Here is a 26,146-nt window from a genome sequence, read left to right as displayed (position 1 = left end):
ATACTTATTGTCCATTTAATTTATGTAGATATGAAACTGTTTATCTTATCGTTTTTCTTGATCGCTTTCTTTTCGTGCTCTTCCATGCAAAAGGATATGGAGGAAGATCAATTGTATACCTTGGATGTTGGTAGTGTCGACAAAACTGTCTGTAAAATACCTTTGTCCGATCTATTAGAATCGTTTGAGATCGTAAAATTGGAGAATCGTCCGGAAGCTTTCTCTAAAATTTGGAAATATTTTATTGATGAAGATTTCATCGGTTTGTTTGCGCGCCCGAATCCTTTGAAATTATTCACCCGGGAAGGCAAATTTATATGTAGTATAGGCGGTGTGGGAGAAGGTCCCGGTGAATATTTCTCTGTCATACATGCATCGTTTGATAAAAGCCATAATCGTGCTTATCTGTCGGACTTTCGGGGGAATAAGATCAAGGTTTATGAACTATCTTCCGGTACATTTCTACCGGAAGAAACGATTCTTTTGCCAGAGCAGTGTCGTTTCCCCATATTTTATATAGACTCTAAAGAAAAAGAACTGGCGGTATTTCATGTTCCATTTCATGCAAGTAAAATAAATACGCGTTATAAAGAGCCTAATGTTAATTTTGGTTGGGTGCAGGATTTCAAAGGAAATGTTCTTCAAGCCATACCTGCCGAACAGTATGCAGTCCCCGTTGACTTTGGGAGTTCGGTGCATTTTGACATGTTTCAAGGTGATCCTCCCGTTTTTGCAGTTCATCTTGCTGATATCAGAGCTACCAGAAATGATACGTTGTACCATTATGATAAAGCTCGAAATGAACTTATCCCACGCTTTACAACCAACCTTCCCTCTGATCCTTTGTATTTGATAAATGTAGTGGAAAGTACTTTATATTATTATGCTTATGGACAGAAGTACACGGTTGAAGTTAATCCTGAGTATTTAGAGAAACTTTGGACGATACAGGTCAATAAATCAACAAAGGAAGCCAGATATATAGAAGTTGTTAATGATTATTTGGGCGGTATTGAATTTGAATTTTCATTTTTCCTGAATCATATTAACCGTGAATATTTTTTTAAGTCTTATGAACCCCTTGAGCTAAAGGATTTGTTGGAGGGTGTTCTTCAAAATAATACTTCCCTTTCTGATAAAAAACGGCGTGAGTTAACTAAACTGAAAGATAGCTTACATGAAAATGATAATAATGTCCTCTTAATAGGTAAACTGAAGACGAAATGAAAAATAATGTGACTTTCTCAACAGCGAATTATGATTATTTGTATTCGTGTAATCATAAAGAATGTATACCGTTACATCCAATTCTGAGAAGAATCATCAAGCTGGATGAAGATGGTTGTTTGGGCAGTGTGCCGAATGATCCTGAATTGAATGGATATTCTCCTGAGATGATTGCTTATTATTTGCGTAAGTACGATTATCTGAAAGCACGTGGGATTATTGCCTCCAAAGACAACGTGGAATTTGCTTCGCTTACTGCTTCTTCTATTCAGGAAGAGTTGGAAAATTTATCTGTGCTTACATTTGAGGTTACTGACCGTTGTAATTTGCGTTGTCGCTATTGTGCGTATGGAGATCTGTATGAAGGATATGACGAAAGGAAAGGGCAAGATATGGATTTCGGAGTAGCGCAAAAGATGCTGGAATATTTGTATTCGATTTGGGAGAATGCCAATCCTTTGTCTTCCGTACGTACTGTTGCAATCGGGTTTTATGGAGGAGAACCTTTGATGAATTTTGAACTGATACGTCAGGTAGTGGAGTATACTTCAAAGCATCCACTTTCCGGCATAGTATTTAAGTACAATATGACTACCAATGCTATGTTGCTGAATAAATATCAGGATTTTCTCCAAAAGCATGACTTTAAACTACTGATTAGTTTGGATGGTACGAAAGAGGATGATTGCCATAGGATTACTACTAATGGAAAGCCTTCGTTTGAGCATGTGTATCGTCAAGTTAAGGTTTTGAAACAGACTTATCCGGATTATTTTCAACATAGCGTTGTGTTCAACAGCGTGATTCACTCTAAGAGCAATATAGAACGTATTCTGGATTTCTTCGAAAAAGAATTCGGACGGCAAACGATGTTCAGCGAGTTGAGTAATAAAAGTGTTGTAAATAAAGAAGTATATGATTCTATGTATCGTAGTGTGATTGGAAGTATTGCTCTGTCTGCCAGGCAAAGGGAGTTGGATGAGAAGCTAATGTATGGTTCACCTACGATTTCTTCGTTAACTTATTATCTGCATCATTTGTCTAATGAAGTTTTTAAAGATTATCGAACCATGTTTTATGGGGTGAAGAAGCTATCCTTGTTGCCTACGGGGAGTTGTATTCCATTTAGTCGTAAACTTTTTGTAACAGTTACCGGAAAAATATTGGCTTGCGAGCATATTAGCCATGAATTTGCTTTAGGACGGGTATCGGAACAGGGAGTGAAGCTGAATTTAGAGGAGATAGCACAAAAATATAATGAACAGTATTATTCAAAAATAACTCCTGTCTGCAAAAAATGCTACATGCAAAAGTGCTGTGCACAATGCATGTTCTATACGGGGATTCAAGAACAGAAAGTCGTTTGTCGTAACTATAAGAATTATGACTCTTTTGCTAAGTACCTGGCAACCAATTTAAACTATATGGAGCAGAATCCTTGGGCGTATGATAGAGTGATGAAAGAGATTTCTTTATATTAAAAAAGATCAGTATGAATAAACAGTATTTGTATATTGAACCGTATACGCTTTTTTTTGAGAAAGACAAAAAGGTGTTATTGTATAATACCATGGACCAGAAATTTACTTTAATAGAGGTTGATGGTTCGTTGAGTCCTATTGTAGAAAAACTTAAAGAACAAAAGTGCATAGAGATACTACCCAGCCAGTTGGAAAATAAGTCAATAAACCGGTTTGTAGAGGAATTGCGTGCCGGCTTTAATGGTGATATTTTGCCCGGTTCGGCAAATGAGGTGGCTCCTGCCGTTTTTCATCCGGTTATTAACAATCAACGAGATTTTGAACGTTTGAAGAAAGTTAATGCTTTTGAGATAGATGGACAGATTATGAATTACTTGGAAGAAATTTATATTTATCTGAATGGTATGGATAATAATAATGATGATTTTCCTGTCTATCAACAGATTCCCTCTTATTATAATAAGAAGTTAGAGATTGATACGGAACGTCTGATTTATTGGTTGAAAACTATTAATGATTTTCAGGTCAGCCAAATAAACTTATTAGGCGGAGATGTACTTGCACATTCCGGGTTTCATCGGGTAATTAATGTACTTCTTAGTAAAGCTTTAGCGGTGAATTTATATTATAAATACGACCTATTTAAAGAGGAATATATCTCTTTGGTAAATGACTCGTTCAAATCTTTCTTTTGGGTGATTCCGGTAAGGGAACTAAAGAGAGATTTCCTTGAAAAGACGCTTGTTTGGTCACGACAATTGCCATTAGTTCATTGGCTGTTTTTAATAACTTCAGAGGAAGAATATTATATTGCTGAAACATTTATTGAGGAGAATGGTCTGGCGCTTGCTGAGATGAAGCCTGTGTTTACCGGAGATAATCTTTCGTTTTTTCAAGATGTGGTTTTCATGGATGAAGCGGATATACAAGGTATGGGATTAATTAAACGGGAAGTATATGTGAACCAAAAAGTGAATCGAAACGATTTTGGACGTTTGACCGTATTGCCTACAGGGGATATATATGCAAATCCAAATTTCCCTTATATAGGGAAAATTGGTGATGAAAGAGTTCACTCTATGATATATCGTGAAATGATAGAGGGGCATTCCTGGCTTCGTATTCGTAACCAAGAACCTTGTTGTAGTTGTATTTATCAATGGTTCTGTCCTTCACCCTCTAATTATGAACTGGCTATTGGTAGGCCGAATCTTTGTCATATAAAATCTTGATTCTCTATTTAGACTTGTGAAATATGTTATTTACATACATTGGTGATGTAGTACATCATTAAGACCCTTTATTAGGTTTGAGAAATGTACACGTATCAATTAGATATTGTTTGTTGGGGGCAGTAATTTGAATGGAAAATTGGTAATTCTTTGTGAGATTTCTTAGTGGATAGAGACTGATATTGCACTGAGAAATGGATTTTAGTCAATACAAACGATTTGCCGCTGTCTGGGTACTTGGGGTTAATGGTACGCTTATTATGCTTATACATAGTGGCTTATGTGACATTTCCCCCGTTTATTTGTCCGGGTAGATAATTTGCGAATTGGCTCAACATGATTTAACTTTGAACCAAGGAGGGAGGTCTCTTTTGAGTTATATAATTTAAAACGGTTAGTCATGGATAAAATCGAGTTTGGAGAAGGTAAGATAACGTTTTCATATAAGAAATCGTATGGGGATTGTTTGTATCAGGATTTGATTGCCGTGGAATATGGCAAGCCTTATTGTATGATACAAATAGAAGGAAGAGGTAGTATTCTGTTTTTAATAAGTTTGCATGATGTTCTGGAAAAATTGCCTGCAAATTTTCTTCTGATAAATAGGGGAATAATAGTAAATATAGAACATGTTACGGATCTTGTATGTCTGGATGGAGTATATCATGTAAAGATGGATAATAATAAAATATATAGGATTAGCACTCGTAAAGTGGCTATACTCAAAAGGACCCTTATGGCAAAAAGTGACACGATCCAAGTTTAGTCTTTAGAAGAATATATAGAAGAAAAATACCAAAAAGTTTTATATACTACGAAAATGCAGTATATTGTAGCCGTGAAAGTATCATGCAGGGAGATACTCGTTTCTGATATGGGGCAAGTGGGATCCTTATGCACAAACAATAAATCTTAATTCGATTGTGGCTATGAAACACATGTTCTTATTATTGATCGGTGTATTTGTATTATTGGGATGCAGTTCCAATAAGAAGCAAGAACCTATATCCAAGTCAGGAATACCTGTCATTAATCTTTCTGAGGATGTATCGACTGTACCTTCACTTCTTTTGAGTGAGGCTGCCTCAAAGGTCGATATAGTACCGTTAGAAGTGACGGATGAATCTCTATTGGGGGAAATCTATCATCTTCAAATAACCGAGAACGATATATGGGTACACCATTATAAAGATAAATGTATTTGCCGTTTTTCCCGTTCCGGGAAATTTCTGAATAAAGTCGGAAAAATAGGTCAAGGGCCTGGCGAATTTATTCAATTATCTGATTTTTTTATAGATGAGAAACATAGAGAAATCTATATTGTATCTGCATCAAGAGGCATTTTCGTATATGATTTTGATGGTAATTTCAAGAGGCAGCCTACCAGAACAATAGTAGAAACTATGTTCGGTTCTATTTTTAATCAATTTATGATATACAATAATCACTTTTTTATTCTTCAAAATTTACCTTTATACCGAGAAATACCTAAAGATTCGTTATGGTCTCTTGCCTTGGTTGATAGTTCTTACAAGAAAAAAAAGATATTTAAAAACCCAGTACATATAGGTAAAGAAGATCAAATTATAGAGAATCGTATCCAGATGAATTATATGTTTAATTATTGGCTGGAATCTTCTACTAACGTCGATACATATAATAATCAACTAACTCTTAAGTTTCCTGACACTGATACAATTTATAGCTATGACAGTATTAAAGAGGAATTAGTGCCTCAGTATGCCATTTTTGTAGACGAAGAAAAAGGAGATTACGAATATACACATTTATGGTTTCGTGACAGGAAAGCTTTCGATTATTTTTCGATACACTCATACTACTCTACTAAAGAAAATATTTATTTGGTAGGCAGTAAAGGAGAGGAAGTGTATATATATTGTTACAATAAACAAGAAAAGAATGTAAGGTTGCAAAAACAACAAGGAGAGATAACCGAGCGTGATGTGCCTTGGTTTAGTATTCCTTTTCGTCGAATGGAATGTCCGTTTGTCCTAAGCAATGATCTATGTGGCGGCGATTTTATTATAGATTTTCGCTCTTCTGGTAAATACTGGGTAGATGTATTATATCTTGGCAATGATGGAAATAGGGTTGATTTGAATCAAATAAAATCATCTACTGTAATAGATGAATCCAAGAAAAAGGAGCTAATCCGAGTTTTGGAAAGTGCGACTGAGGATAGCAATCCGATTTTGATGATTGCAACTTTAAAATAGAAGAATTATTATTTTGAATCTAAAGTTTTTTTCTTCGGTTTGGCCGTTTGAGTTGAAGGAATATATTCAAGAGAAGAAAGAAAAGGGAGGAATTGTGAGTGAGCGTTTGGTTATGCTTACCGATTCACTGGATGAGGAGCAAAATCCGGTTCTTGTAATTGCTAATTTAAAGAATAGGTGGATATGGAATTTTTTATGCGAATGATATTGATACTGGGTGTTATGGTATTGGGTTTCACGGCTTGTAGTAACAAAAAAACAGTGGATCCTAATCCTGTTGTTCGGGATAATATTATTCATTTGTCAACTGCGATAAAGAATGTTCGGGAAGAAATGATGCTTTCGGAGCTGGTGGATAGTGTCAGTTATATTCCTTTGGAAACGAATCTTAATTGTATGTTAGGTAATTATCAGCGTTTGACCTTTTCTCCCCAATACATATTTTACTCAAACTATTGTTTTGATTGGAATGGGCAGTTCTTGTTCCGTATTGGGAGCCAGGGTCAAGGGGCTTGTGAAGATATCTATGTGCATGTGGCTGATATAGTGTATTTGAATAATCATTTCTATGGGAATGCCTCTAAAATAATAGAATATGATGACCGGGGGAAGTGTACGGGGAAAGAGCTAAGCTGGTATGCCCAGAAAACAATGGACACTGCGCCGGTTGGGCGTATGGTCAATAAGGTCTGCTTTGCTCCGGCAGGAGAAAACCTGATGTTTTATAATTCTCCGGATACGGTTTATTTCATAAATACGGATTACGAGTTTGTAGCCAAACGCAGTATGATGCCGTGGAACAGGAAAGGGATCGCTCCGTCCATGGGGAGTGTGAAGTATACGAGCTACTATAAAGATACGACCTTATTTTATAATTTTTATACGGATACAGTTTTTACTGTTACCCCCACTTCCCTGGTACCTCGCTGGGTGGTGGAGTTGGATGAAGAATTACGGTTTTCTACCCAGTATCTATATGAAGATGGATTATTTTCTGATGCTTTTAAATGTTGGGAATCGGGCAACTTGGAAAATGCAAAAATGATTAAAATGCTGGATCACAAATATATAGTATCCGGTGTTTTTGAAACAGAGCATTTTGTTTTTTTATCTGTCTATGAATATATGGCATACTGGGAGCTGCGTAAACTGCCTAAGCCTCCTCTATTAACAGCCATTTACAATAAACGTACGGGTGAGACATTTGCGGTGAAACAGATTATAGATGATCTGGGTGGTATGAAGACCTTCTTTCCTTCTTGGGGGGCGTATAATGAAAAGCTTTTAGCTACCATCTGGCCTTATAAGTTGAAAGAATTTATAGAAGAGGAACAGTCTGCCGGACGGACTGTGGCTCCGCAAATAGTGAACTTGATGCAGCACGTGCGAGAAGATGATAATCCGGTTCTTATAATAGCTCATTTGAAAAAATAGATTTGTCTGTTTATCGAAATCTAGAATATTGGATTGTTGTTTTAAATATAAATTGGTATGAATAAAGTTCGATTGGCCTTGTATTTGGGTATATTGGTGCATCTGATCGGTTGCTCTTCTTTTCATTCAGAGAAGATTGATTTGTTAGCTCAGGTGCCATCTGATTGTCCGATTGTTGAGATGACCAGTGTTTTAGATAGAGAGGACCCCATCTCAGTGAAGGAATTGGTAGATAGCATTTCGTATGTCCAGTTGGATAATTTTGTGAAATTGCCGGTTCGTGCCAGTATACTCAGTATGGCGGTAACTAAAGATTATATTTTCGTATTGGCCGGTAGTGATGCGGGAGTTTTTAAATACGATAGGAAAGGAAAGCTTATAAAGAAGATTATATCCAACGATTATTCGTCTTTAAAATTATGGATTGGAGCTGATGAATTCAAGGAATTACTTTATCTGAATCAGGAAGGCGGTTCAGAGGGCACTACAGAAGTCTATGATTATGATGGTAACTATCAAGGAAATATTGCTGAATTGTATAATATGCCATATCATTCTCAATATGTACATCGACTGAATGAAAAATTCCTGGCTGCTTTTTCACCATGGTGTATGCCATTGACTGATAAGAATTATTTTGGCGGAGCCGTATTTTCAGAAAAGGGGGAAATGGTACATCAGTTGAACTATTTTGTTCCGTCTGACACTTTGGCTTTGTGTAAGGTTAGCTATTATAGTTTCACTTATCAATCAGATGGAAGCATGTTGGTTTGGAATAATGGGGGAAGTGGCAGCCCAATTGTTCAGCCTTATACCACTTTGTATAAGGTAACTGTTGATTCTATTTTTCCGGTGTATCGTTTGTTTAGTGGTAATACACGCGATAAAATAGATCATGTTCAAGGAATTGGAGTCAGCGGCAACTCTTTGGCCATAGAAACAAACTCCAGCCTCTATTTATGTTGTTATCATCCAAAAGCTCCACATCCGTGTCCGACTTTATGCTTTATGCGATATGATATAAAAAATAAGGTTCTTCAGGGAGTCAATTATCCTCCTAATGGTATTTCCGGAGGATATATAAACCATTTGAATGGTGATATTCCAATCCGTTTCCAGTATTCGTTTCCTCTTCAAAAGATTTATGTATCGAGTATTAATTCTGGCGAAATAGAGCAATTGCGAAAGTCGGGGTATATCAATGCAAATAGTGATGAAACACTGAGAAGCAACAAACCTGGAGATAATCCCATTTTGATATATTATCATTATTAATCATTTAAAGTTACCGATATTATGAAATCACTTTTATTTTTTTGTTTAAGTACATTTCTCTTTTACTCGTGTAGTAAGAAAGAAAATAGTCTTTATCCTGTAATAGACTTAGCCGATGCTATCGAGAATCCGGTGGAGAAATCTGTATATGATATTGCGGAAAGTGTAGAGGTCGTGCAATTAGAGACGAATGATTCGTTACTGATTCCATACGTGAGCCAGTTAATAATGACCGATCAGTATTTTATCATAGGATATGGTAAGAAGTGCTCTCTTTTTTCTCATTCCGGAAAATTTGTTTGTGATATAGCTCAGAAAGGGAGTGGTCCGGAGGAATATACAATGTTGATGAATTTGCTTTATATAAACAATCGTGTTTTGATTACAGACTTAAATAATAAAGTTAATGTTTACTCCTTAAATGGGAAGTTTATTGAATCCTATCAGGCACTTCCGGACATGTTTTCTGCCATTTATCCAATGTCGGACAAGAACTTTATAGGTTTTAAAGCTCAGAGTGGAGGAGATGAAAAAGAACGTCTTGTGTTCTATCGACGGGATGAAAAGAGAGGGGCTATTCCATATCAACAAAACTATCAGGCAAAAAGAGTTTGTTTTTTCCCTCGTGAAGCCCAATTTTCATCTTTACATGATAAGTTGTACTTTAAGCAGTTGCTTAATGACACTATTTTCCCTGTGGATACGGTAAAGCACTCTCTTTCTCCTGAATATATAATCGACTGGGGAAAGCTGAGATCTAACGATAGATTGCGCTACTCTTTGGAAAATCCGGACGAAGAATTGTTTTTGCACATGCCATACGTTCCTTTGTTCAGTATGACTGCTAATGGATTAGTCTTAGGGGCTATTACAGTAGACATAGATCAGAAGAAGCAATATTACTTAACTGCATTCTATGATAAGGCAAATCATCAGGCGGATCTTTTCGAACTAAAATTATCAAAAAAAGAGATGGATTATTTTGGTGAACCTACAGGTGAGCTTCCTCCTTATCTGGAGGGTGATACTTTTTTCCCGGAGTATATTTCCCAAGATGGCAATTATTTGATTTCTGTCAGAACTCAACCTTTAAAAGAAGAATTGAATCCTGCGTTGATTGTAGTGAAGCTGAAATAATGAATATGGCCTGACACTGATAGATTTCTGATTTTTATATAAGTATTAGTAGCTGTGGAACTAATAGCCTGTTATTTGGGACAGGCTATTGCGCATTAATGTCTCTATTGGTGCTTGAGGGATGTTTAGCTCGTGTAACAGGCTAAGAACCAGGTAAACTTCGCATAATACAAGCCGATTATTTGTATCCGGAAGCAACTCTGCTATCCAATTTATCAGGTGAAAGAGATATTCTTTTATTTTTAAAGCTGTGGGAGTGTTGAAGTTTTCTCTTGCACATAGACGTAAATAGAAATAGTAAGCTAAGCCCGAAACTCCCTTTCTTAATCCGAGGTCAGTCAAAGACTTTTGTTCAATGACTGAATATACAGCGGAGTCTATTTGATGTAGTATTTCATCACTATTGCCTTCGACCAGTTTCTTTTGCAGTAAATATTCGATTCCCGCTCCAATGCCACATAACCCATTCTCGTAAGTGATAGGAACAGCCAGAGAGCAGTGGTCTATTATCTTGTTTAGTAAATGATCTGCTGCCTTCTCTAATTCTGTATCGTTCGTTTTTTGGCTTAATTGAAAAAGCTCAATCGTTCGTTCCATCCACCTTGATAAAAGTCGATCTTTGATTTTGTTCATAGAACTATTGTATTTGCAATATAGCTCTTTTAATACTTGCCAAGTGTACTCTTGATGCCATGGCTTTATACTTCCGGTATAATGAATGATGATGATGTCGGATAACATTTCAGGGGTATGCAAAGTTTCACTGGTAGTGAAATTATAGATATTGGGAATTAGCTTTATTTTGCCTTTACATATACAATTAATTGCATCTTGATCCTGATATCGATCCCGGTTTATATAAATTGATGTGTGTTGCAATAGCTTTTCCTGTATTTTATCTTTTCTAAGGTCTTTCAGATTCAACAGCAGTACGCCTGCATTGATGTATACATCCTTTTCTGTTAGTTCCAGTATCTTTCTATAATTGATTCGTCTTATAAAGATATCATCCACTCCTGCACAATAATAACCTTCCAAATCCAGTTCCCACAATGGCTCTATGCTGCCATTGATTACTAAATCTGCATCCAGGTATAGGGCTTTATCCAGATTGGGAAAAAGATCTGCGATGGCATAACGATAAAGAGCGTGTTCGGTGATGTATCCTTCTTTTTTCTTGAGTTGCTTGAATGATTCTGAATCTATTATCTCCCATTGGATCGTTACACAGGTAAATACATTTTCTATTTCCTGAAGGAGCTCTTTGCTTTCTAACGAAATACAATCTGTCAGAATGTGTATGCTTATATTCAAAGATCTATTATTCTCAAGAATAGATACTATAGAGGTACAGCAATGGTCAATGTATTCTTCATTGATTGCAAAGAAGATTGGTATTGTGGTTTTCATGCTTGTGTGGTTAAAAAGGATTATTTGTCAGAGGCAAAGGTATCAGTTTTTTAGATATATTTCTGTTTATAAGGATTATTTCTATAGGTATATGACGTTCGGTATAAAAAAAGGCTACGTTCGGTACATTTTTTCTGATAATATTTGGATATGAAGTAAAGTGGACATACCTTGCAAACAAATCTAATAGAATAATATTGTAGCCGGTTAATAAGAAGTTGAAAATCTATATTATGAAACACTTATATATAATTGATCAATGTAGTTCTGCATCCCTTTATGGTATAGGCACATATATTCAACAAATTATTAATATTTGGAGAATGGATGTTTGTAGTGCGTTGACAATTGTAAAGTTGGAATCTGGCACTAATGTAATAGAAGAAGGGTGGTCAGATGGAGTTCGATATTTATGGTTTCCTTCTGAAACAGAGGAAGAAGAGATGCGACATGAAAGTTACTGTTTGGATTTAGCAGAGTCGCTGAGATTTTGTATGAATGAAGAAGAAGATAATATATTTCTGGTAAATTATTTGAGTCATTCAGAACTCATTCTGAACCTAAAGAAGATTATTTCTAGTTGTCGTATTATAATTGTAATACATTACGTTGGATGGTACACCATGAAAAGGAGAAACGGAAGCTATTTGGAATGTCTTCTGGGTAAAGTATCCACTGACAGGGATGCTACAGAGAAAATTGTCTATAAAGAATTTGTTGCAAATAAGGACTTTTTTCTGAAAGCAGACAGAGTGGTCTGTTTATCGGAGCATACTTATAATTTGCTTCGAAATGTTTATGGGATTGTGGAACAAAAAATAAGATTATTATATAATGGTCTGGTGGACGAAGCACGGATTTTAGATATAGAACAGCGTAAAATTCAAAAAGGTAATTTGTCATTTAAAGTGGAAGATCAAATAATTCTTTACGTGGGACGACTAAATCAGATCAAAGGTGTGTACTATCTAATTAATGCATTTCGAAAGCTTTTAGATTGTTTGCCTAATGTTCATTTGTTAGTGGTAGGTGATGGGGATTATTCTGCTTATTTGTCTGAGTGTGAGGGTATTTGGAGCCATGTTACTTTTACTGGTCGAATCAGAAAGGAGAAATTATATCAGTTATATCAAATATCAGATATAGGTGTTCTTCCTTCTCTTCAAGAACAATGCAGTTATGTTGCTATAGAAATGATGATGCATGGAATACCTCTCATTGGCACAGCTTCTACAGGTTTAGAAGATATGATTCAGGAAGGGCTAAATGGATATGCTATATCTATAGAGGATGTGGATGCTTACCCGGAAGTATTTATTGAGAAATTGAAATCCAGTATGGTTCGAATTTTATCTTTATCAATTGACGAAAAGAATGCTATGCGGCAGCAAAGTAGAAATGTCTATTTGAAACACTATACTTTGAATGTCATGCAAGAGGGAATGAAAGAGCTAGAGTGGATTTGAAAGGCCACTCTGCTGAATTTATAGTATTAACTTATAAAAATTATTATTATGAAAAAAATTTCAGTATTGAAACTTGGTAATCTAGACAAAAAATGTCTGGAGGAGAAAGAAATGGATCGATTGGTTGGAGGTAATGAATGTGCATTTGGAACAGCTAATCAATGGGCTAATTATTATTCAGGCAAGTGTTCTTGTATTTGTGGTGGAAGTGGGGAAGATGCTTACTACAATGTTATTTCTGATGTCGCTAAATTTACCAAGTCAAATGGTACGGTTTTGCCAAATAAGTGATTTCTTATAGGTTGCTTATAGTGTGATAAGAATTTTTTGATATTGAAATTTATCTGGCTATTAGGTAAAATGGGTGTGAAGTGGGACTTTTTATATTTTCCACTTCATACTAATTTAATTGGCAATATTAGATGAAAAATACATTTTTGTTATTATCCATTTTCCTATTCTTGGCTTGTTCATCTGACAATACGAAGAAGAAGCAAACCAAGGTTATAGATCGTACTATTCGAATAGGCAATGCAATGGAGTATCCTGTTTCAATGAAGCTTTCAGCTTTTGTTGATAGTATTACTTATGTTCCTTTAGAAACAACAAAAAGTTATGTAAAAGATAAAATGCTTATTTCTTACATGAAGCCATATTGGGTTGTTTATCCAGGAAGCTTATTTGATAAAAAAGGACAGTTTGTAGCAAATATTGGTGCGCTGGGGCAAGGGCCAGGTGAGGAAAGTGGTTTTGGATATAGTATCTTCTATGATCGTGATCGCGACCTTTTCTATACCCAAGGAGATAAGATTATCCAGTTTGATGCAAAAGGAAAATTTACAGGGAAGGAAATTAGAATAGCATATCGTGATAAAAGTATAGAAGGTAAAGTCGCTTCTGGATTAAAAAATGTATATGCTATGGTAAAATCTGGGGAAAATTATTTGATAGTAAATTATCCTGATTCTGTATTTTGGATGGATGAAGAGTTGAATATTCGACATAGTGCTAGAATTATTCCGGATAGTCTCTTTCTTAATCCTCCGGGAATTGGTGGGGGAATGCCTTATACTTTTTCTGATTATCAGGATACGACACTTTTTTATAACTGTTTTACAGATGCTATTTATGCAGTATCGGATACGGGACTCCAAAAACGCTGGACTCTTGATTTTAAGGGTCTAAAAGCGGATAATCGGTGCTTTTTAAATGATTATAAGAAATTATATTTAAAAGAGTATACTAAAATAGTTTCCTCATCAAAAGGAAATGTAGAAACAATGAAAGAGAAAGCAAAAAATAGTGAACTAGCTCAGCTAATTGATAATAAAAAGTGGGTATATCAAGTCAGTGAGGGAAAGCGGTATTTATTTTTATGGTGGTTGAATCTGAAAGCTTTTTCTTCAGCTTGGAGAGGGTATAATGAGTCACATATGGCTCTTTATGACAAGCAAACAGGTGAGACTGTAGCAATAGCAGGAGACGGTCTGATAGATGATATTGATAATGGAATGACATTTTTTCCACAATATGGCATTTGTAATAATGCGATGGTTTCTTCGGTTTGGCCGTTTGAACTGAAAGAATATATTCAAAAAAAGGCGGAAAAGGGAGAGAGCGTGAGCAATCGTTTGATTGCACTTGCCGATTCATTGGATGATGAAGAAAATCCGATTCTTATAATAGCTCATTTAAAACAATAATTGAATATGGAATCAACGGTTTATTTTGAAAGTAATAATGGAAATGGATATTTATATGATATGCAGAATTCTTGTATAGTTAATTGTCATCCAGTATTTAAGGATTTCATGAAGTTGTCAGCAGACAATCTTGAGAGTGATCTATATGCTGTTATTCAAACTAAATATCCTTCAATGACAATAGAAGAATTGAAACATTATTATCAAAAATATTTGCATTTGAGAGGGGGGGGGACTATTTGGATCTATTGACTCCAAAAAGCATTTGGCTGGGCGAATATCAGCTCAAGTAGTGGCACAACAATTAGCTAATATAGACAATGTGGTTTTTCAGGTTACACATCAATGTAATTTAAATTGTGTTTATTGTTGTTATGGGGATCTATATAATCATGCAGATATTGCACCCCGCCATGATTCCATGAATTTTGAGCAGGCTAAAGTTCTGATAGACCATTTAGTAGTTCTTTGGGATTCTGATTTGAATTTGTCACAAGGTGGGAATATTATGTTAGGCTTTTATGGTGGAGAACCTTTGATTAATTTCAGGTTGATAGAACAGATTGTGGAATATGTCCAAACACTTCATTTAAAAAATCATTCGACTTTTTTATTTAGTATGACTACTAATGGCATACTACTTGATCGTTATATGGATTTTCTAGTGAAGCATGAGGTTTCTCTATTAATTAGTTTAGATGGAAATAGCGTACATAATCAATTGCGAGTAGATAAAAAAGGAACCCCTTCATTCGATCGAGTTTATGCTAATATCAACTTATTGAGGGAGAGATATCCTGGCTATTTTAAACGTAAGGTTCATTTTAATTCTGTATTAAACTGTTACTCTAATGCGGAGTCGGTACATCAGTTTATTTATGGCGAATTTAATAAAGTTCCTGGGATAGAGACAATTACTTATACGGGAGTGAAAAAGGGCAAAATGGAGCATTTTCGTAAGATTTATCGTCCTTATGTTGAGTCTACTGATCTTTTAAGAGCTCGTGAAAGAAACTCTGCTCAAATAAGAAATGCTGGCTATTTTTTTTATTATCATATAGGTAATTCGTATAGGCATTATATAGAGTTGCTTTTAAAAGAGAGAAAGGGATACCCACGAATACCCACAGGTACTTGTTTGCCTTTTTGGAAAAAGCTTTTTGTGACTCCGAGTGGTGATTTGTTGGCTTGCGAAAGAATAGGGTTTCAGCATGTGTTGGGGAGGATAGAAGAGGCCGTGAAAGTCGATTGTGTAGAGATTGCAGATAAGTACAATCGCTATTATGAGGCGATAAGTAAGCAATGTGAGCATTGCTATCAAGCGGATTTTTGCCCTCACTGTCTATTTCAATTCGATTTTAAAGGTGGTCTTCCTGTCTGTGAAGTTGCTATGGATGAGAACGAATATAAAGAATATTTAAGCGATAAGATTTCTATGTTAGAGATCGCTCCAGATTTATATAATAGTGTTAATACAATGATTTTTGCGTGATGAAGAGATTTTGGCTTTTTTTAGAATCGTATGTTTTCGTATGGACAAACCATGAAGCCGTATTGCTATACGATTCTCTGTCTGGGAAAGGATTGACATGGAATCTTACAGATCCTGTCCGTACGATTGTTATGGAATTGATAAAAAAAGAGAATTTGTATTGTATGGAACTAACAGAGAATGATTTGAATGTTCCTGAAGTAGCGGATTTTGTGTCCGAAATTCGGCGAAATTTTATCGGTGACTTATATTCGCAGGAAGAGTTTAGGCAGAAACCATTAGTTATTGTGCCTGAAGTTAGTGTGAATGAGAATTTGGAAAATGATGTCGAAACAATGAATAATTTGGAGCTTTTTGGACAAAAGATTGTAAATAATCTACGTGTTGTAACGATGCGTCTGACCGGTGAATGTTCCATAAATTGTCGTTATTGTCAAACTGTTGATAAACAAATTGTATGGTGCCGTAAACAAGATAATCGGCTTTCCTACAATGGGATATGTCGTTTGTTAGAACAGCTTAAACACACTCCAGTCACTTTAATTAATTTTGTAGGTGGAAATGTACTGTCATATCCTTTCTTAGATGAGTTGTTGAATGAACTTAAAAAATATTCTTTTGGAAAGTGTTTTTATCTTTATTATAAACAATCTGTTGATTATGAGCAGATTAGAATTAAGCTATTGAATGACCCATCTGTGTCTATAAAATTTTTGATTGATTATCCTGTAAATGAATATGCAATAAGTGCCTGTGTTGCTTTACCTAATGAACGTGTAGAATACTGTTTTGCAGTGACTTCTGAAGAAGAATTTCAAGAAGTGAGCCGAATTATTGATGTTTATAAATTGAAAGCTAATATTTATCCATTTTATACAATTGATAACTTGGATTTCTTTGAAAAATATGTTTTCCAGACCCTTGAGGATGTGATGGCTTTGTGTCGAACGAAAAAAGATATTTTTGCTCACCAGTTAGTGAATACGCACTTTTTTGGTACATTATACATTGATTGTGACGGAAAGGTATACCCAAATTTTAATTCAAAGTCAATAGGAACAATTGATGGTTATGTAAAGGACTGGGTATTTCAAGAGATGAAACAAGGGAAGATGTGGCATTGGACTCGTGATTCATTGCCTGCTTGTAAAGAATGTTTGTACAAATATCTTTGTCCTTCACCCTCTAATTACGAATTAGTAATTGGAAAACCTAATTTGTGTCATGTTAAACCGTGGAAATGCTAGCTTATCTTCATAATACTCGGTTGGATGTCGTGGCAGTACTTCCTGTTTGAGATAGGAAAAGAGGAATTGTATGAAGAGTCAGCCGGAGTTAGGAACTTAATAAGGGGTCAGATATGCAGGCTATTATATTGGCAGCAGGAATGGGTAGGCGTCTGGGAGAATTGACCCGGTACGACACTAAGTGTATGATTGAGGTGAACGGTATCCGGATCATAGATCGGTTACTGGCAAACCTGGCAGTCGCAAGACTATCGAGGATTGTGCTTGTGATTGGTTTTCAAGGTGACAAACTACGGGCGTATCTGGGAAATGAATATTGCGGAATTCCTATTTATTATCTGGAAAACCCTTACTATGCACATACCAATAATATTTATTCTCTGTTTCTGGCACGGCACCACTTAGCGTCTGATGATACTTTATTGTTAGAATCGGATATTGTTTTTGAGAAGAGAATACTTGAAAGAGTGCTCGAAGAACCGTATCCAGATGTAGCAGTAGTAGACCGTTATAAGAGTTGGATGGACGGGACTATGGTGACTGTGGATGAAAAGCAGTTTATTGTGGACTTTGTATCTAAACATACTTTTTCGTACGAAAAAACTCCTACTTATTTTAAGACGGTGAATATCTATCGTTTTAGTAAGGAGTTTTCTGTAGGTAAGTACGTACCTTTTCTGGAAGCCTATTGCAAATGTTTTGATAATAGTGCATATTACGAACAAATACTGGCGGTTTTGTCTTTGTTGGATAAAGCCGGGCTGAAGGCTTTGCCGCTTGAGGGTGAAAAGTGGTATGAGATAGACGACATGCAGGATTTAGATATTGCTGAAACGCTATTTGGTAAGAAAGAAGGGCTTTTGCCCGGTTACCAGAAACGTTATGGAGGGTATTGGCGCTTCCCTTTTTTGTTTGATTTTGCTTATCTGGTGAATCCGCATTTCCCGACAGAAAGGATGCTGGAAGAACTGAAAGCTAATTTTGATAAACTGCTTAGGCAATACCCTTCGGGGAGTTATGTAAACAGGCGATTGGTGGCGAAGCACTGGAGCATTCCTGCGGAGGTTGTCGCGGTGGGGAATGGCGCGGCAGAGTTGATAAGAAAGCTGATGGAGTTGCTTTCCGGTAGAATGGGGGTGATTCTTCCTACATTTGAAGAATATCTGGTAGGTGATGACCGGATAGAGACTTTCTTGCCGTTGGGGCCAGGTTATCGCTATACCGTAAGCGACCTGAAAACATTCTTTGAGGATAAGGGAGTGGCTTCATTACTGTTGCTGAATCCGGATAACCCTTCCGGAAATAGTATTCCTTACGAGGATTTGATTTCATTAGCGGGATGGACTCAGGAGCGTTCGATACGGCTGATTGTGGATGAGTCTTTTATCGACTTCTCGGAGGGAGGAGAAGAAACTTCTCTGATTGATGACAAGATACTGAAGGAGTATAATCACTTGGTGGTGATAAAGAGCCTGTCTAAGTCACATGGAATTCCCGGATTACGATTGGGAATTGCTGTTTCCGGTGACCATAAATTAATGGATGAATTACAGCAGAAACTTCCGGTCTGGAATATAAACTCTTTGGCGGAGTACTATTTACAGATTCTGGACAAATACACAATCGACTACCGCCAGGCATGTGCCCGCTTTAGAGAGGAAAGAACGCTCTTTTTTGAAGAACTTCAGGAGGTAGGCTATTTAGCGGTATTTCCTTCACAAGCAAACTTCTTTTTATGTGAAGTGACCCATAAGTACAGCGCCCGAGAGCTTGCGGAAGTTTTGCTGAGAGAGCATGATATTCTGGTAAAAGACTGTAGCTTGAAGAGGGGAATGTATGGAAAGCAGTATATTCGTATTGCTATCAGGAGTAAAGAGGAAAACCGGTATTTGGCCGGAATATTAAAATATAAATTATGAATATAGATATAAAGGAGGCACATCGGAGGATGCTTTATTTATTGCAGTCTTTCGATACTGTCTGCAAGAAGCACGATATTGATTATTGGCTCGATTATGGTACACTGCTGGGAGCTATCCGGCATCAGGGGTTTATTCCTTGGGATACAGATACGGATGTGGGGATGTTAAGGAGTGATTATGCACTCTTTCTGGAAAAAGGTGTGCCGGAACTGCCTCAGGATATTTTCTTTCAGACTCCGGAAACAGAACCGGCCATGGCTCCATGGAGCTGGTTGGTTGAGGCGCGGTTGAGAGATCGGCACAGTCGGTATGTTCCGGATAAAAAGACTCCGGCCGAGCCGATGCAGTTCGGTGGATTACAGTTGGATCTTTTCATTTATGATTGGGATGGTAAGTATGAGAATGCTTTGTCGAACAGTTTTGAGCGGAATTTGAGTGAGAGCCGTATTCATTTGCGGTTGGATGAGGTGGAATATCTGGATACTGCACGATTTGAAGGAGCGGAGTTTCCGGTTCCGTCAGGATACGATGCTTATCTGACCCGTTGTTATGGAGATTATAGAACGTTTCCCCCGGAAGAGGAAAGGCAAATTCCGGAAGTGGTTGCCTGGTCGGTGTAATAAAATGATTGATTACGTCAATAAAGAAAATATGGAAAGCGTAAGAGGGATAGAAAATCCGGGGATGATGGGAGAAATGGGGAAAATCATCGGATTCTATCGTCTTTATCGGCAGACGGCTGAAGAAGAGTGGGAAGAGAAAGCAGAAGTGTTGCTGGATGAGGTGATGGAGAATTGTTCTTTGGAACTTCCGGTGACTTATGGTGACGGTTTGTGCGGAATAGGTGTCGGAATTGAGTATCTGTTGCAGGAGGGCTTTGTGGAAGGGGATGCCGACGAGATTCTGTGGCAGATCGATTGCAGGGTATTTAACACGATTAATAGTAGGGCGATCGGAACTTTAGGCATCGGGAAAGGTATTTGTGGTCTCGCTTATTATCTGTATTACCGGTTGTCCCGGAGGAAAGGTGAGGAAGACATCAAGGTGCTGCGAATGAAAGAGCATTTAATTTACCTGATTGACTGGATAGCAGACTCGCTGCCCGGAGTCAGGGAAAGTTCACTTTTCGAAGAGGTGTTTTTTATTCTTTGCCTGTTGCATCGGTTGGATGTATTCAATGCAAAAGTCGAGAAACTGATGGAGTACTGTGAGAAGGGCATGATTACATCTGGAAGGGAGGCGGTATGGATCTGACAAGAGAGGTTAGCATTGTCATCCCCTTGCGGGTAGATAATCCGGAGAGGGCGGAGAATCTTCGGTTTATCCTTTCTTTGCTGCTACAGCAGACAGAGGTGTCTGTGGATATTCTTGAGGCGGATACGGAGCAACGTTTTTATTTGTCTGAGACGTGTGAGAGGGTACGCTATCGGTTTGTGAAAGATGATGATCCGGTGTTCTACCGGACACGTTATTTAAATATATTGTTGCGATCGGCTAAGTACCCCATTGTAGGCATCTGGGATACGGATGTGATTATTCCGCCGGCTCAGTTGAGAGAGGCGGTCGGTAGGATTTATTCGGGATGTGTGATGTGTTTCCCGTATGACGGGCGTTTTATCTTTCTGAATGAAGCTATGAGTGACAGAATCCGCAAGGACGTATCAGTGTTGGAAAAGGTGGATGCTACTTCAATAGGGATGAGACCTTCGGTGGGAGGAGCTTTTCTTGTGAACAGGGTTGCCTATCTGCGGGCAGGCGGAGAGAATGAAGCGTTTTATGGTTGGGGTCCCGAAGATGCCGAAAGAGTAAAACGCCTGGAAATATTAGAGTTGCCCATTGCGCGTGTAAAAGGACCGTTATATCATCTTCATCATCCGAGGGGCATCAATTCGGGGTTTGATATGGGGGAGCGGGATAAACGTAATTTAGAAGCATTGTTAGCTACTTGCAGAAGGAGTAAAGCCGAGATGTTGAGGTGGCTTGAAAAACCAACCTTTCCGGACTGATCACACTAAATTTATATGGTATTTGATTGTCGGATTTATAATGGGGAATAAAAATAGATTGATTTTAAGTGATTTTTCAAATTGAAGAAGTATCTTTGTATATACACTTCCCTAAAAACAATATTAAAGAGACAATCATTATGAAAAACACAATATTATTGTTGAACAGCTTGTGGCTGTTCGGGCTGGTAGCTTGCCAGCCGAAACCTGTCGCTCCTTTATCCGAATGTCCGGTTGTCAATATCCGCTCTGCTTTGCAAGAAGAGGCTCCGATCTCCATGAAGGAAGATGTGGAGAGTATAGAATACGTTCCTTTGGAAACGACTGATTCATGTCTGATAAGTAATCTGATGAATCTACAGGTGACGGCAGATTACATGTTTATGTATAATGGAAAGACTGAAGAGGTGCTGCAATTCAATCGGGAAGGTAAATTTATACGCAAGATCGGCTGTCAGGGAAACGGTCCGGGAGAGTATGGCATGATAAGTGATCTGGCGGTTGATGACAGGAATAAGGAACTGTCTTTATTTCAGTATGGAGGAGATGCTTTGGTTTATTCGTATGACGGAACTTTTCTACGAAATGATACAACTGTGAAACAAGCAGGCGGGATGTATGTTTTTCCGGATGGAAAAAGGGCATTGAAAGGATTGGTTATAAAACCTTTTCAGCAGGCGCCATGGGCAGGAGCATTACAACAACCGAATGGTTCGTTACAAGAGTGTAAGGCCCTTTTCCCATCGGGGCTTTCCCGGGATGTTTGCTTTATGAAAGAAATCTGTTTCTCTCCTTCGGACGAAAGGGTATTGGTATTTACTGCCTGCAATGATACGGTATCTGCGATTTCTAATAATGGAATAGAACCGGCTTATGTGCTGAAGAGAGAAAATCCGGTTGAATATTATATGGACATTGCCAATATTAATAAGTTTGGAGATAAGACAGTCGAAACGGATCAGGTCATTGGGCTTTACGATCTGTTTGAATCTTCTCATTATCTTTATTTACGCTTGTATAAAGGAGATGTGTTGTTTATACAACGATTTGATAAAAAGACCGGTGAATTGAAATCACAACGCATTCCGAAAGATTATTTGGAATGCAGCAATAGTATTCCGGGTAGTAATATAATTGGCATTGATAATGATATAGATGGGGGAATACCTTTTTGGCCGGAGTATGCACTGGCTGACGGGGAACGTGCACAGGTGGTCAATGCGGATATACTTTCTTCTTTACGGGAGAAAGGATACCTGAAAGAGGCTCCTGCTGCGCTGAATGTAGGGGATGATGCCAATCCGGTAGTGATTCTTTATAAATTTAAAAAATAGGAGGTCCCATGAAATCGTTTACATTTTGTATTTTATTGGCCCATGTATTGGCATTTCCGCTTTTTGCCCAGAAAAATGCAGCCATAACACTGAATCTGGCGAAAGCCATTACGCAGAGCCCTAAAACGGTAATGCTGAGTGAACTGGCATCTGATGTGCGTTATTTCCCTTTAGAGACAACTGATAATTGTCTGTTGGGTAATGAGTGCAGTATTGTTTATGCCGGAAATTCTATTATTGCAGGTGATGCACAGACCAGAAGTTTTTATCGATTTGATAAAAATGGTAAGTTTATGAATAAGATAGGTCAGCATGGACAAGGGCCTGAAGAATATGCGGTAGGATTGTTGTTTTTTACTGATCCTGATAACCAAAAGCTGTATGTTCAGGATTTTCAGGATTTAATCTGTTATGACTTCAATGGCAAATTTATCCGTCGTATACCGGCTCCTCATTTGAATATGGGTACCGGAGCTGTAAGTAGCGGAGAATCCATCTTATATTGTGATAATAACTATTTCATAAGGAAGGATAATCCTCAACAACTGTTTCTTATTGACGGGAATGGTAAGAAACTGAAAAGCTGGAAAGGGTATATTGAACCGGGCAAGAAGTATGGTATTAACTTGTCCACCCGTGACGTAATGTATCTTCATGGTGGCAGTGTTTATTTTAAACCGGCACTGGAGAATCTGGTTTACAAGATTGATGCCGATCGAAAGAAGACTTTGGCTTGGAAGCTTGATTGTTCGGGTAAAGATGTGGATGTCTCGGCCAATGAGATAGATCCCGCAAAACGTTTTAAGTCTATCGCAGTACAACAGGTTTTTGAGTCAGACCGTTATTTCTTTGTGCTTTATGTTCTGAAGAATGAAAGTTTTGTGGGATTGTATGATAAACAGAAGAAGAGTTTTTCAAATGTGATTATAAAAGATGATTTGGCGGCAGGATTTGATTTTACTCCTCCCGGAACAGGGTTGGGAAATCAGTTGGCAAATGCCCGGATGGTAGGTTATCTGAGTAAAGGTAAACGCTATTCGAAAGCTTTACTGCCGGAAAGAAAAAAAGAACTGGATGAATTGATAAACCGATTGGATGAAGAGGATAATCCGGTAATGATTGTTGTAACATTAAAATAAAATCTATATAAATTCTTTTTAAACGTATGAAAATTACAAGTTATGTTTCTTTTTTATATTGCTTATGTGTGATGCTGGCGAGTCCGACAGTACAGGCGAGCGAAGTGCGAACCGCTATTTTTGAGGGGAAACCGTGTATTAATCCCCCTTATGTGGTGGGAAACTATCCTGCTACCCCTTTTTTGTTTTATATTCCCACCTCCGGAGAACGACCGATAAAGTGGCATGCTGAAAATCTTCCCGAAGGATTGAAGCTGGATAAAAAAACAGGGATTATCAAAGGGGAAGTAGCTGAGAAAGGAACATATAAAGTGGTGCTGAAAGCAGAAAATGCTCTCGGATCTGATACACGGGAGTTATTGATTAAGATAGGTGATGAGTTACTGTTGACTCCCCCAATGGGATGGAACAGCTGGAATACATTCGGACGTCATCTGACGGAGGAATTGGTGTTGCAAACTGCGGATGCAATGGTAGAGAATGGAATGCGTGACTTGGGATATGCCTATATAAACATTGATGACTTTTGGCAATTGCCTGAAAGAGGGGCAGACGGACATATCCAGGTTGATAAAACAAAGTTTCCAAGGGGCATCAGATATGTAGCTGACTATTTGCATGAACGGGGATTCAAGCTTGGAATTTATTCGGATGCCGCGGACAAAACCTGTGGTGGGGTTTGTGGCAGTTACGGGTATGAAGAAACGGATGCACGGGATTTTGCTTCCTGGGGTGTCGATCTTTTGAAATATGACTACTGCAATGCGCCTGCCGGACGGGTAGAGGCGATGGAAAGATATGAAAAGATGGGGAAGGCACTCCGGGCGACCGGACGTTCTATGGTATTCTCTGTTTGTGAATGGGGACAGCGTGAACCCTGGAAATGGGCAAAGAAAGTGGGCGGACATCTTTGGCGTGTATCCGGTGATATCGGTGATTTATGGAATCGGTCTACAGATCAGAAAGGCGGCCTTCGTGGAGTTCTGAATATTTTAGAGATAAATGCTCCGCTTAATGAATATGCGGGGCCTGCCGGATGGAATGATCCGGATATGCTTGTTGTGGGGATTGACGGAAAGAGTAAGAGCATCGGTTATGAATCGGGAGGTTGTACGAACGAGCAGTATCAGTCACATTTTGCTTTGTGGTGCATGATGGCTTCTCCGCTACTCTGTGGCAATGATGTACGGCAGATGAATGACAGTACGCTGCAGATTCTTCTGAATAAAGATTTGATTGCTATCAACCAGGATCCGTTGGGTATTCAGGCGGAACGTGCCATTCGTGCCGATCATTATGATATCTGGGTAAAGCCGTTGAGTGACGGAAGTAAAGCGATAGCCTGCCTGAACCGGATATCCGGTCCGGTGGATGTGGAGCTGAATGAAAAGACGGTGGAAGGATTGTCGTTGGACAAGGTTTATAATGTCATGGAAGGTGGAATTGTTCCTGATACTTCTACCGGATGGATAGTAAAGCTTGGTCCTGGTGAATGTAAGGTGTTTATATGCAGATAGGTAATAAAATGGGCTATCCGGTAAAATTGGCGGTACCGGACAGCCCTCTCTTCATAGCCAGGTCTATATTGGATCGATTATTTTAACCGTATGGCAGGGCCTACTCTGTAAGTATTTTCCCATTGTCGGGTGGCAGCATTGTAGCTTCTGTCGGTGCCGAGATTAAGGTCGATGCCATACTCTTTCTTTTCCAGAAGGTTTATACGGAACAAAGCGCCGTAATGAGATTGTGGAGATAATGGGAAACCTTGTACGCCGGAGTTGGGAGTGCAGTTTAGCCGGTATTGTCCGTAAACATAAGCGGTCAGCCAATTATTGAGGCGGTAGGTAAGGTCCGCATTCAGTGTGAAGTCATTGAACATGCGCCCGTTGGAACGGTATTGATAAGCATTACCGCCTATCCGAATAGTCAGTTGTTTGTTGAGGTGATATACTAATCTGCCACCTGCCATATTTTGAGTTCCTACTCCCCGGAGTGAATAACTGGAGCCGTATAATTCATATCCGAAATAATGGGAATTGAGCAGCCGGTGTTGCTTTTGATTGAAATAACTGGTGAAGACAGGATCCAGATAGGAGAATCTTTTTCTTAGTTCATATTGTTCGGCTAATGGCAAGCTGTTGCTGAAAACCGGATTCGTTTCTGGCAGAGTACTCTTTATGTCGGGAAGTCCGGAGATTTTGGGGAACTTCATTTCTTTTTGTGGCATAAAGGGGAGTATAGGCGTTTCATTGAACGTTTGTGCGTAAGCAAGTCCGTTACTACAAATAATCAATAGTATTGTCAATCTGAATTTCTGCATAGTTAAGTTTTTTATGTTTTTTAGACGCAGAGATATGCTGAATGCTGCAATGTTTTTTCAAAAGAATCATTTATCTTTGCCGAA

General features: G+C 38.0%; 23 protein-coding genes and 1 pseudogene. 22 read left to right on the top strand and 2 right to left on the bottom strand.

What is annotated here, in order from left to right:
- Positions 1-30 precede the first annotated feature (30 nt).
- From DBK98_RS02985 to DBK98_RS02950, 9 genes and pseudogenes are all read left to right on the top strand, one after another.
- Entirely contained in the window at positions 31-1,227 is a 1,197-nt protein-coding gene (locus DBK98_RS02985; protein WP_122200441.1) for a 6-bladed beta-propeller, read from the top strand.
- Positions 1,224-2,708, top strand: a complete 1,485-nt coding sequence (locus tag DBK98_RS02980; RefSeq protein ID WP_005811704.1) for a radical SAM peptide maturase — start codon at positions 1,224-1,226, stop codon at positions 2,706-2,708. The genes DBK98_RS02985 and DBK98_RS02980 overlap by 4 nt, the downstream gene beginning before the upstream one ends.
- An 11-nt stretch (positions 2,709-2,719) precedes the next feature.
- Entirely contained in the window at positions 2,720-3,940 is a 1,221-nt protein-coding gene (locus tag DBK98_RS02975) for a TIGR04150 pseudo-rSAM protein (RefSeq protein WP_032536942.1), read from the top strand.
- A 400-nt stretch (positions 3,941-4,340) separates the two neighbouring features.
- The gene (locus DBK98_RS02970) at positions 4,341-4,706 is read left to right on the top strand and encodes a LytTR family DNA-binding domain-containing protein (RefSeq protein ID WP_005811700.1); all 366 of its coding nucleotides are present in this window, start codon (positions 4,341-4,343) and stop codon (positions 4,704-4,706) included.
- Between the two features lie 163 nt (positions 4,707-4,869).
- Positions 4,870-6,177, top strand: a complete 1,308-nt coding sequence (locus DBK98_RS02965) for a 6-bladed beta-propeller (RefSeq protein ID WP_032536943.1) — start codon at positions 4,870-4,872, stop codon at positions 6,175-6,177.
- 25 nt (positions 6,178-6,202) lie between these two features.
- Positions 6,203-6,382, top strand: a pseudogene (locus DBK98_RS23540) (hypothetical protein); the annotation flags it as partial.
- Positions 6,361-7,611: a 6-bladed beta-propeller gene (locus DBK98_RS02960; RefSeq protein ID WP_032536945.1), complete on the top strand. Its 1,251-nt coding sequence runs from the start codon at positions 6,361-6,363 to the stop codon at positions 7,609-7,611. The pseudogene DBK98_RS23540 and the gene DBK98_RS02960, both read left to right, overlap by 22 nt.
- Positions 7,612-7,668: 57 nt before the next feature.
- On the top strand, positions 7,669-8,886 hold the full coding sequence (locus tag DBK98_RS02955) for a hypothetical protein (protein WP_008661573.1): 1,218 nt from the start codon (positions 7,669-7,671) through the stop codon (positions 8,884-8,886).
- Between the two features lie 21 nt (positions 8,887-8,907).
- Positions 8,908-10,023: a 6-bladed beta-propeller gene (locus tag DBK98_RS02950; protein ID WP_032536946.1), complete on the top strand. Its 1,116-nt coding sequence runs from the start codon at positions 8,908-8,910 to the stop codon at positions 10,021-10,023.
- Between the two features lie 60 nt (positions 10,024-10,083).
- On the opposite strand, the gene DBK98_RS02945 is transcribed toward DBK98_RS02950, so the two are convergent.
- Positions 10,084-11,433: a glycosyltransferase family 8 protein gene (locus DBK98_RS02945; protein ID WP_032536947.1), complete on the bottom strand. Its 1,350-nt coding sequence runs from the start codon at positions 11,431-11,433 to the stop codon at positions 10,084-10,086.
- A 233-nt stretch (positions 11,434-11,666) separates the two neighbouring features.
- Here DBK98_RS02945 and DBK98_RS02940 point away from each other — a divergent pair, with 233 nt between their 5' ends.
- From DBK98_RS02940 to DBK98_RS02885, 13 genes are all read left to right on the top strand, one after another.
- The gene (locus tag DBK98_RS02940) at positions 11,667-12,899 is read left to right on the top strand and encodes a TIGR04157 family glycosyltransferase (RefSeq protein ID WP_025814616.1); all 1,233 of its coding nucleotides are present in this window, start codon (positions 11,667-11,669) and stop codon (positions 12,897-12,899) included.
- Between the two features lie 48 nt (positions 12,900-12,947).
- On the top strand, positions 12,948-13,190 hold the full coding sequence (locus tag DBK98_RS02935; protein WP_005811687.1) for a TIGR04149 family rSAM-modified RiPP: 243 nt from the start codon (positions 12,948-12,950) through the stop codon (positions 13,188-13,190).
- 131 nt (positions 13,191-13,321) lie between these two features.
- Positions 13,322-14,602, top strand: coding sequence for a 6-bladed beta-propeller (locus tag DBK98_RS02930; RefSeq protein ID WP_032536948.1), 1,281 nt, complete (start codon positions 13,322-13,324; stop codon positions 14,600-14,602).
- A gap of 6 nt (positions 14,603-14,608) precedes the next feature.
- Entirely contained in the window at positions 14,609-14,854 is a 246-nt protein-coding gene (locus tag DBK98_RS23105) for a hypothetical protein (RefSeq protein ID WP_032536949.1), read from the top strand.
- 13 nt (positions 14,855-14,867) lie between these two features.
- Positions 14,868-16,094: a radical SAM peptide maturase gene (locus DBK98_RS02925; RefSeq protein ID WP_234072687.1), complete on the top strand. Its 1,227-nt coding sequence runs from the start codon at positions 14,868-14,870 to the stop codon at positions 16,092-16,094.
- Positions 16,094-17,341 (top strand): TIGR04150 pseudo-rSAM protein, encoded by a 1,248-nt coding sequence (locus tag DBK98_RS02920; protein ID WP_005811682.1) that lies wholly within the window; start codon positions 16,094-16,096, stop codon positions 17,339-17,341. Before DBK98_RS02925 ends, DBK98_RS02920 begins: the two co-directional genes overlap by 1 nt.
- 113 nt (positions 17,342-17,454) lie before the next feature.
- The gene (locus DBK98_RS02915; protein WP_005811678.1) at positions 17,455-19,260 is read left to right on the top strand and encodes an aminotransferase class I/II-fold pyridoxal phosphate-dependent enzyme; all 1,806 of its coding nucleotides are present in this window, start codon (positions 17,455-17,457) and stop codon (positions 19,258-19,260) included.
- The gene (locus DBK98_RS02910; protein ID WP_005811675.1) at positions 19,257-19,883 is read left to right on the top strand and encodes a phosphorylcholine transferase LicD; all 627 of its coding nucleotides are present in this window, start codon (positions 19,257-19,259) and stop codon (positions 19,881-19,883) included. Before DBK98_RS02915 ends, DBK98_RS02910 begins: the two co-directional genes overlap by 4 nt.
- A 31-nt stretch (positions 19,884-19,914) precedes the next feature.
- Entirely contained in the window at positions 19,915-20,517 is a 603-nt protein-coding gene (locus tag DBK98_RS02905; RefSeq protein WP_005811673.1) for a hypothetical protein, read from the top strand.
- Positions 20,508-21,269 carry a galactosyltransferase-related protein gene (locus DBK98_RS02900; protein WP_005811670.1) on the top strand — a complete coding sequence of 254 codons (762 nt, stop codon included), beginning with the start codon at positions 20,508-20,510 and terminating at the stop codon, positions 21,267-21,269. The genes DBK98_RS02905 and DBK98_RS02900 overlap by 10 nt, the downstream gene beginning before the upstream one ends.
- A gap of 140 nt (positions 21,270-21,409) precedes the next feature.
- Positions 21,410-22,603, top strand: coding sequence for a 6-bladed beta-propeller (locus tag DBK98_RS02895; RefSeq protein WP_005811668.1), 1,194 nt, complete (start codon positions 21,410-21,412; stop codon positions 22,601-22,603).
- 8 nt (positions 22,604-22,611) lie between these two features.
- Entirely contained in the window at positions 22,612-23,742 is a 1,131-nt protein-coding gene (locus tag DBK98_RS02890) for a 6-bladed beta-propeller (RefSeq protein WP_005811666.1), read from the top strand.
- Between the two features lie 26 nt (positions 23,743-23,768).
- On the top strand, positions 23,769-25,259 hold the full coding sequence (locus DBK98_RS02885; protein ID WP_005811664.1) for a putative Ig domain-containing protein: 1,491 nt from the start codon (positions 23,769-23,771) through the stop codon (positions 25,257-25,259).
- A gap of 77 nt (positions 25,260-25,336) precedes the next feature.
- On the opposite strand, the gene DBK98_RS02880 is transcribed toward DBK98_RS02885, so the two are convergent.
- The gene (locus DBK98_RS02880) at positions 25,337-26,062 is read right to left on the bottom strand and encodes a hypothetical protein (RefSeq protein WP_005811662.1); all 726 of its coding nucleotides are present in this window, start codon (positions 26,060-26,062) and stop codon (positions 25,337-25,339) included.
- Positions 26,063-26,146: the final 84 nt, after the last annotated feature.

Source organism: Bacteroides sp. PHL 2737, from assembly GCF_004115325.2.
In the GTDB taxonomy this organism is placed as follows: domain Bacteria; phylum Bacteroidota; class Bacteroidia; order Bacteroidales; family Bacteroidaceae; genus Bacteroides; species Bacteroides hominis.
The sequence above is the reverse complement of the archived record's forward strand: the minus strand, read 5'-3'. Positions and strand labels throughout refer to the sequence as shown.

What these genes read in the sequence shown, in the direction of transcription:
- DBK98_RS02930 (WP_032536948.1), top strand. Translation starts at nt 13,322, where the DNA reads ATGAAAAATACATTTTTGTTATTATCCATTTTCCTATTCTTGGCTTGT.
- DBK98_RS02885 (WP_005811664.1), top strand. Translation starts at nt 23,769, where the DNA reads ATGAAAATTACAAGTTATGTTTCTTTTTTATATTGCTTATGTGTGATG.
- DBK98_RS02980 (WP_005811704.1), top strand. Translation starts at nt 1,224, where the DNA reads ATGAAAAATAATGTGACTTTCTCAACAGCGAATTATGATTATTTGTAT.
- DBK98_RS02985 (WP_122200441.1), top strand. Translation starts at nt 31, where the DNA reads ATGAAACTGTTTATCTTATCGTTTTTCTTGATCGCTTTCTTTTCGTGC.
- DBK98_RS02900 (WP_005811670.1), top strand. Translation starts at nt 20,508, where the DNA reads ATGGATCTGACAAGAGAGGTTAGCATTGTCATCCCCTTGCGGGTAGAT.
- DBK98_RS02935 (WP_005811687.1), top strand. Translation starts at nt 12,948, where the DNA reads ATGAAAAAAATTTCAGTATTGAAACTTGGTAATCTAGACAAAAAATGT.
- DBK98_RS02905 (WP_005811673.1), top strand. Translation starts at nt 19,915, where the DNA reads ATGGAAAGCGTAAGAGGGATAGAAAATCCGGGGATGATGGGAGAAATG.
- DBK98_RS02890 (WP_005811666.1), top strand. Translation starts at nt 22,612, where the DNA reads ATGAAATCGTTTACATTTTGTATTTTATTGGCCCATGTATTGGCATTT.
- DBK98_RS02880 (WP_005811662.1), bottom strand. Translation starts at nt 26,062, where the DNA reads ATGCAGAAATTCAGATTGACAATACTATTGATTATTTGTAGTAACGGA.
- DBK98_RS02895 (WP_005811668.1), top strand. Translation starts at nt 21,410, where the DNA reads ATGAAAAACACAATATTATTGTTGAACAGCTTGTGGCTGTTCGGGCTG.
- DBK98_RS02940 (WP_025814616.1), top strand. Translation starts at nt 11,667, where the DNA reads ATGAAACACTTATATATAATTGATCAATGTAGTTCTGCATCCCTTTAT.
- DBK98_RS23105 (WP_032536949.1), top strand. Translation starts at nt 14,609, where the DNA reads ATGGAATCAACGGTTTATTTTGAAAGTAATAATGGAAATGGATATTTA.
- DBK98_RS02955 (WP_008661573.1), top strand. Translation starts at nt 7,669, where the DNA reads ATGAATAAAGTTCGATTGGCCTTGTATTTGGGTATATTGGTGCATCTG.
- DBK98_RS02965 (WP_032536943.1), top strand. Translation starts at nt 4,870, where the DNA reads ATGAAACACATGTTCTTATTATTGATCGGTGTATTTGTATTATTGGGA.
- DBK98_RS02945 (WP_032536947.1), bottom strand. Translation starts at nt 11,433, where the DNA reads ATGAAAACCACAATACCAATCTTCTTTGCAATCAATGAAGAATACATT.
- DBK98_RS02920 (WP_005811682.1), top strand. Translation starts at nt 16,094, where the DNA reads ATGAAGAGATTTTGGCTTTTTTTAGAATCGTATGTTTTCGTATGGACA.
- DBK98_RS02960 (WP_032536945.1), top strand. Translation starts at nt 6,361, where the DNA reads ATGGAATTTTTTATGCGAATGATATTGATACTGGGTGTTATGGTATTG.
- DBK98_RS02975 (WP_032536942.1), top strand. Translation starts at nt 2,720, where the DNA reads ATGAATAAACAGTATTTGTATATTGAACCGTATACGCTTTTTTTTGAG.
- DBK98_RS02970 (WP_005811700.1), top strand. Translation starts at nt 4,341, where the DNA reads ATGGATAAAATCGAGTTTGGAGAAGGTAAGATAACGTTTTCATATAAG.
- DBK98_RS02950 (WP_032536946.1), top strand. Translation starts at nt 8,908, where the DNA reads ATGAAATCACTTTTATTTTTTTGTTTAAGTACATTTCTCTTTTACTCG.
- DBK98_RS02910 (WP_005811675.1), top strand. Translation starts at nt 19,257, where the DNA reads ATGAATATAGATATAAAGGAGGCACATCGGAGGATGCTTTATTTATTG.
- DBK98_RS02915 (WP_005811678.1), top strand. Translation starts at nt 17,455, where the DNA reads ATGCAGGCTATTATATTGGCAGCAGGAATGGGTAGGCGTCTGGGAGAA.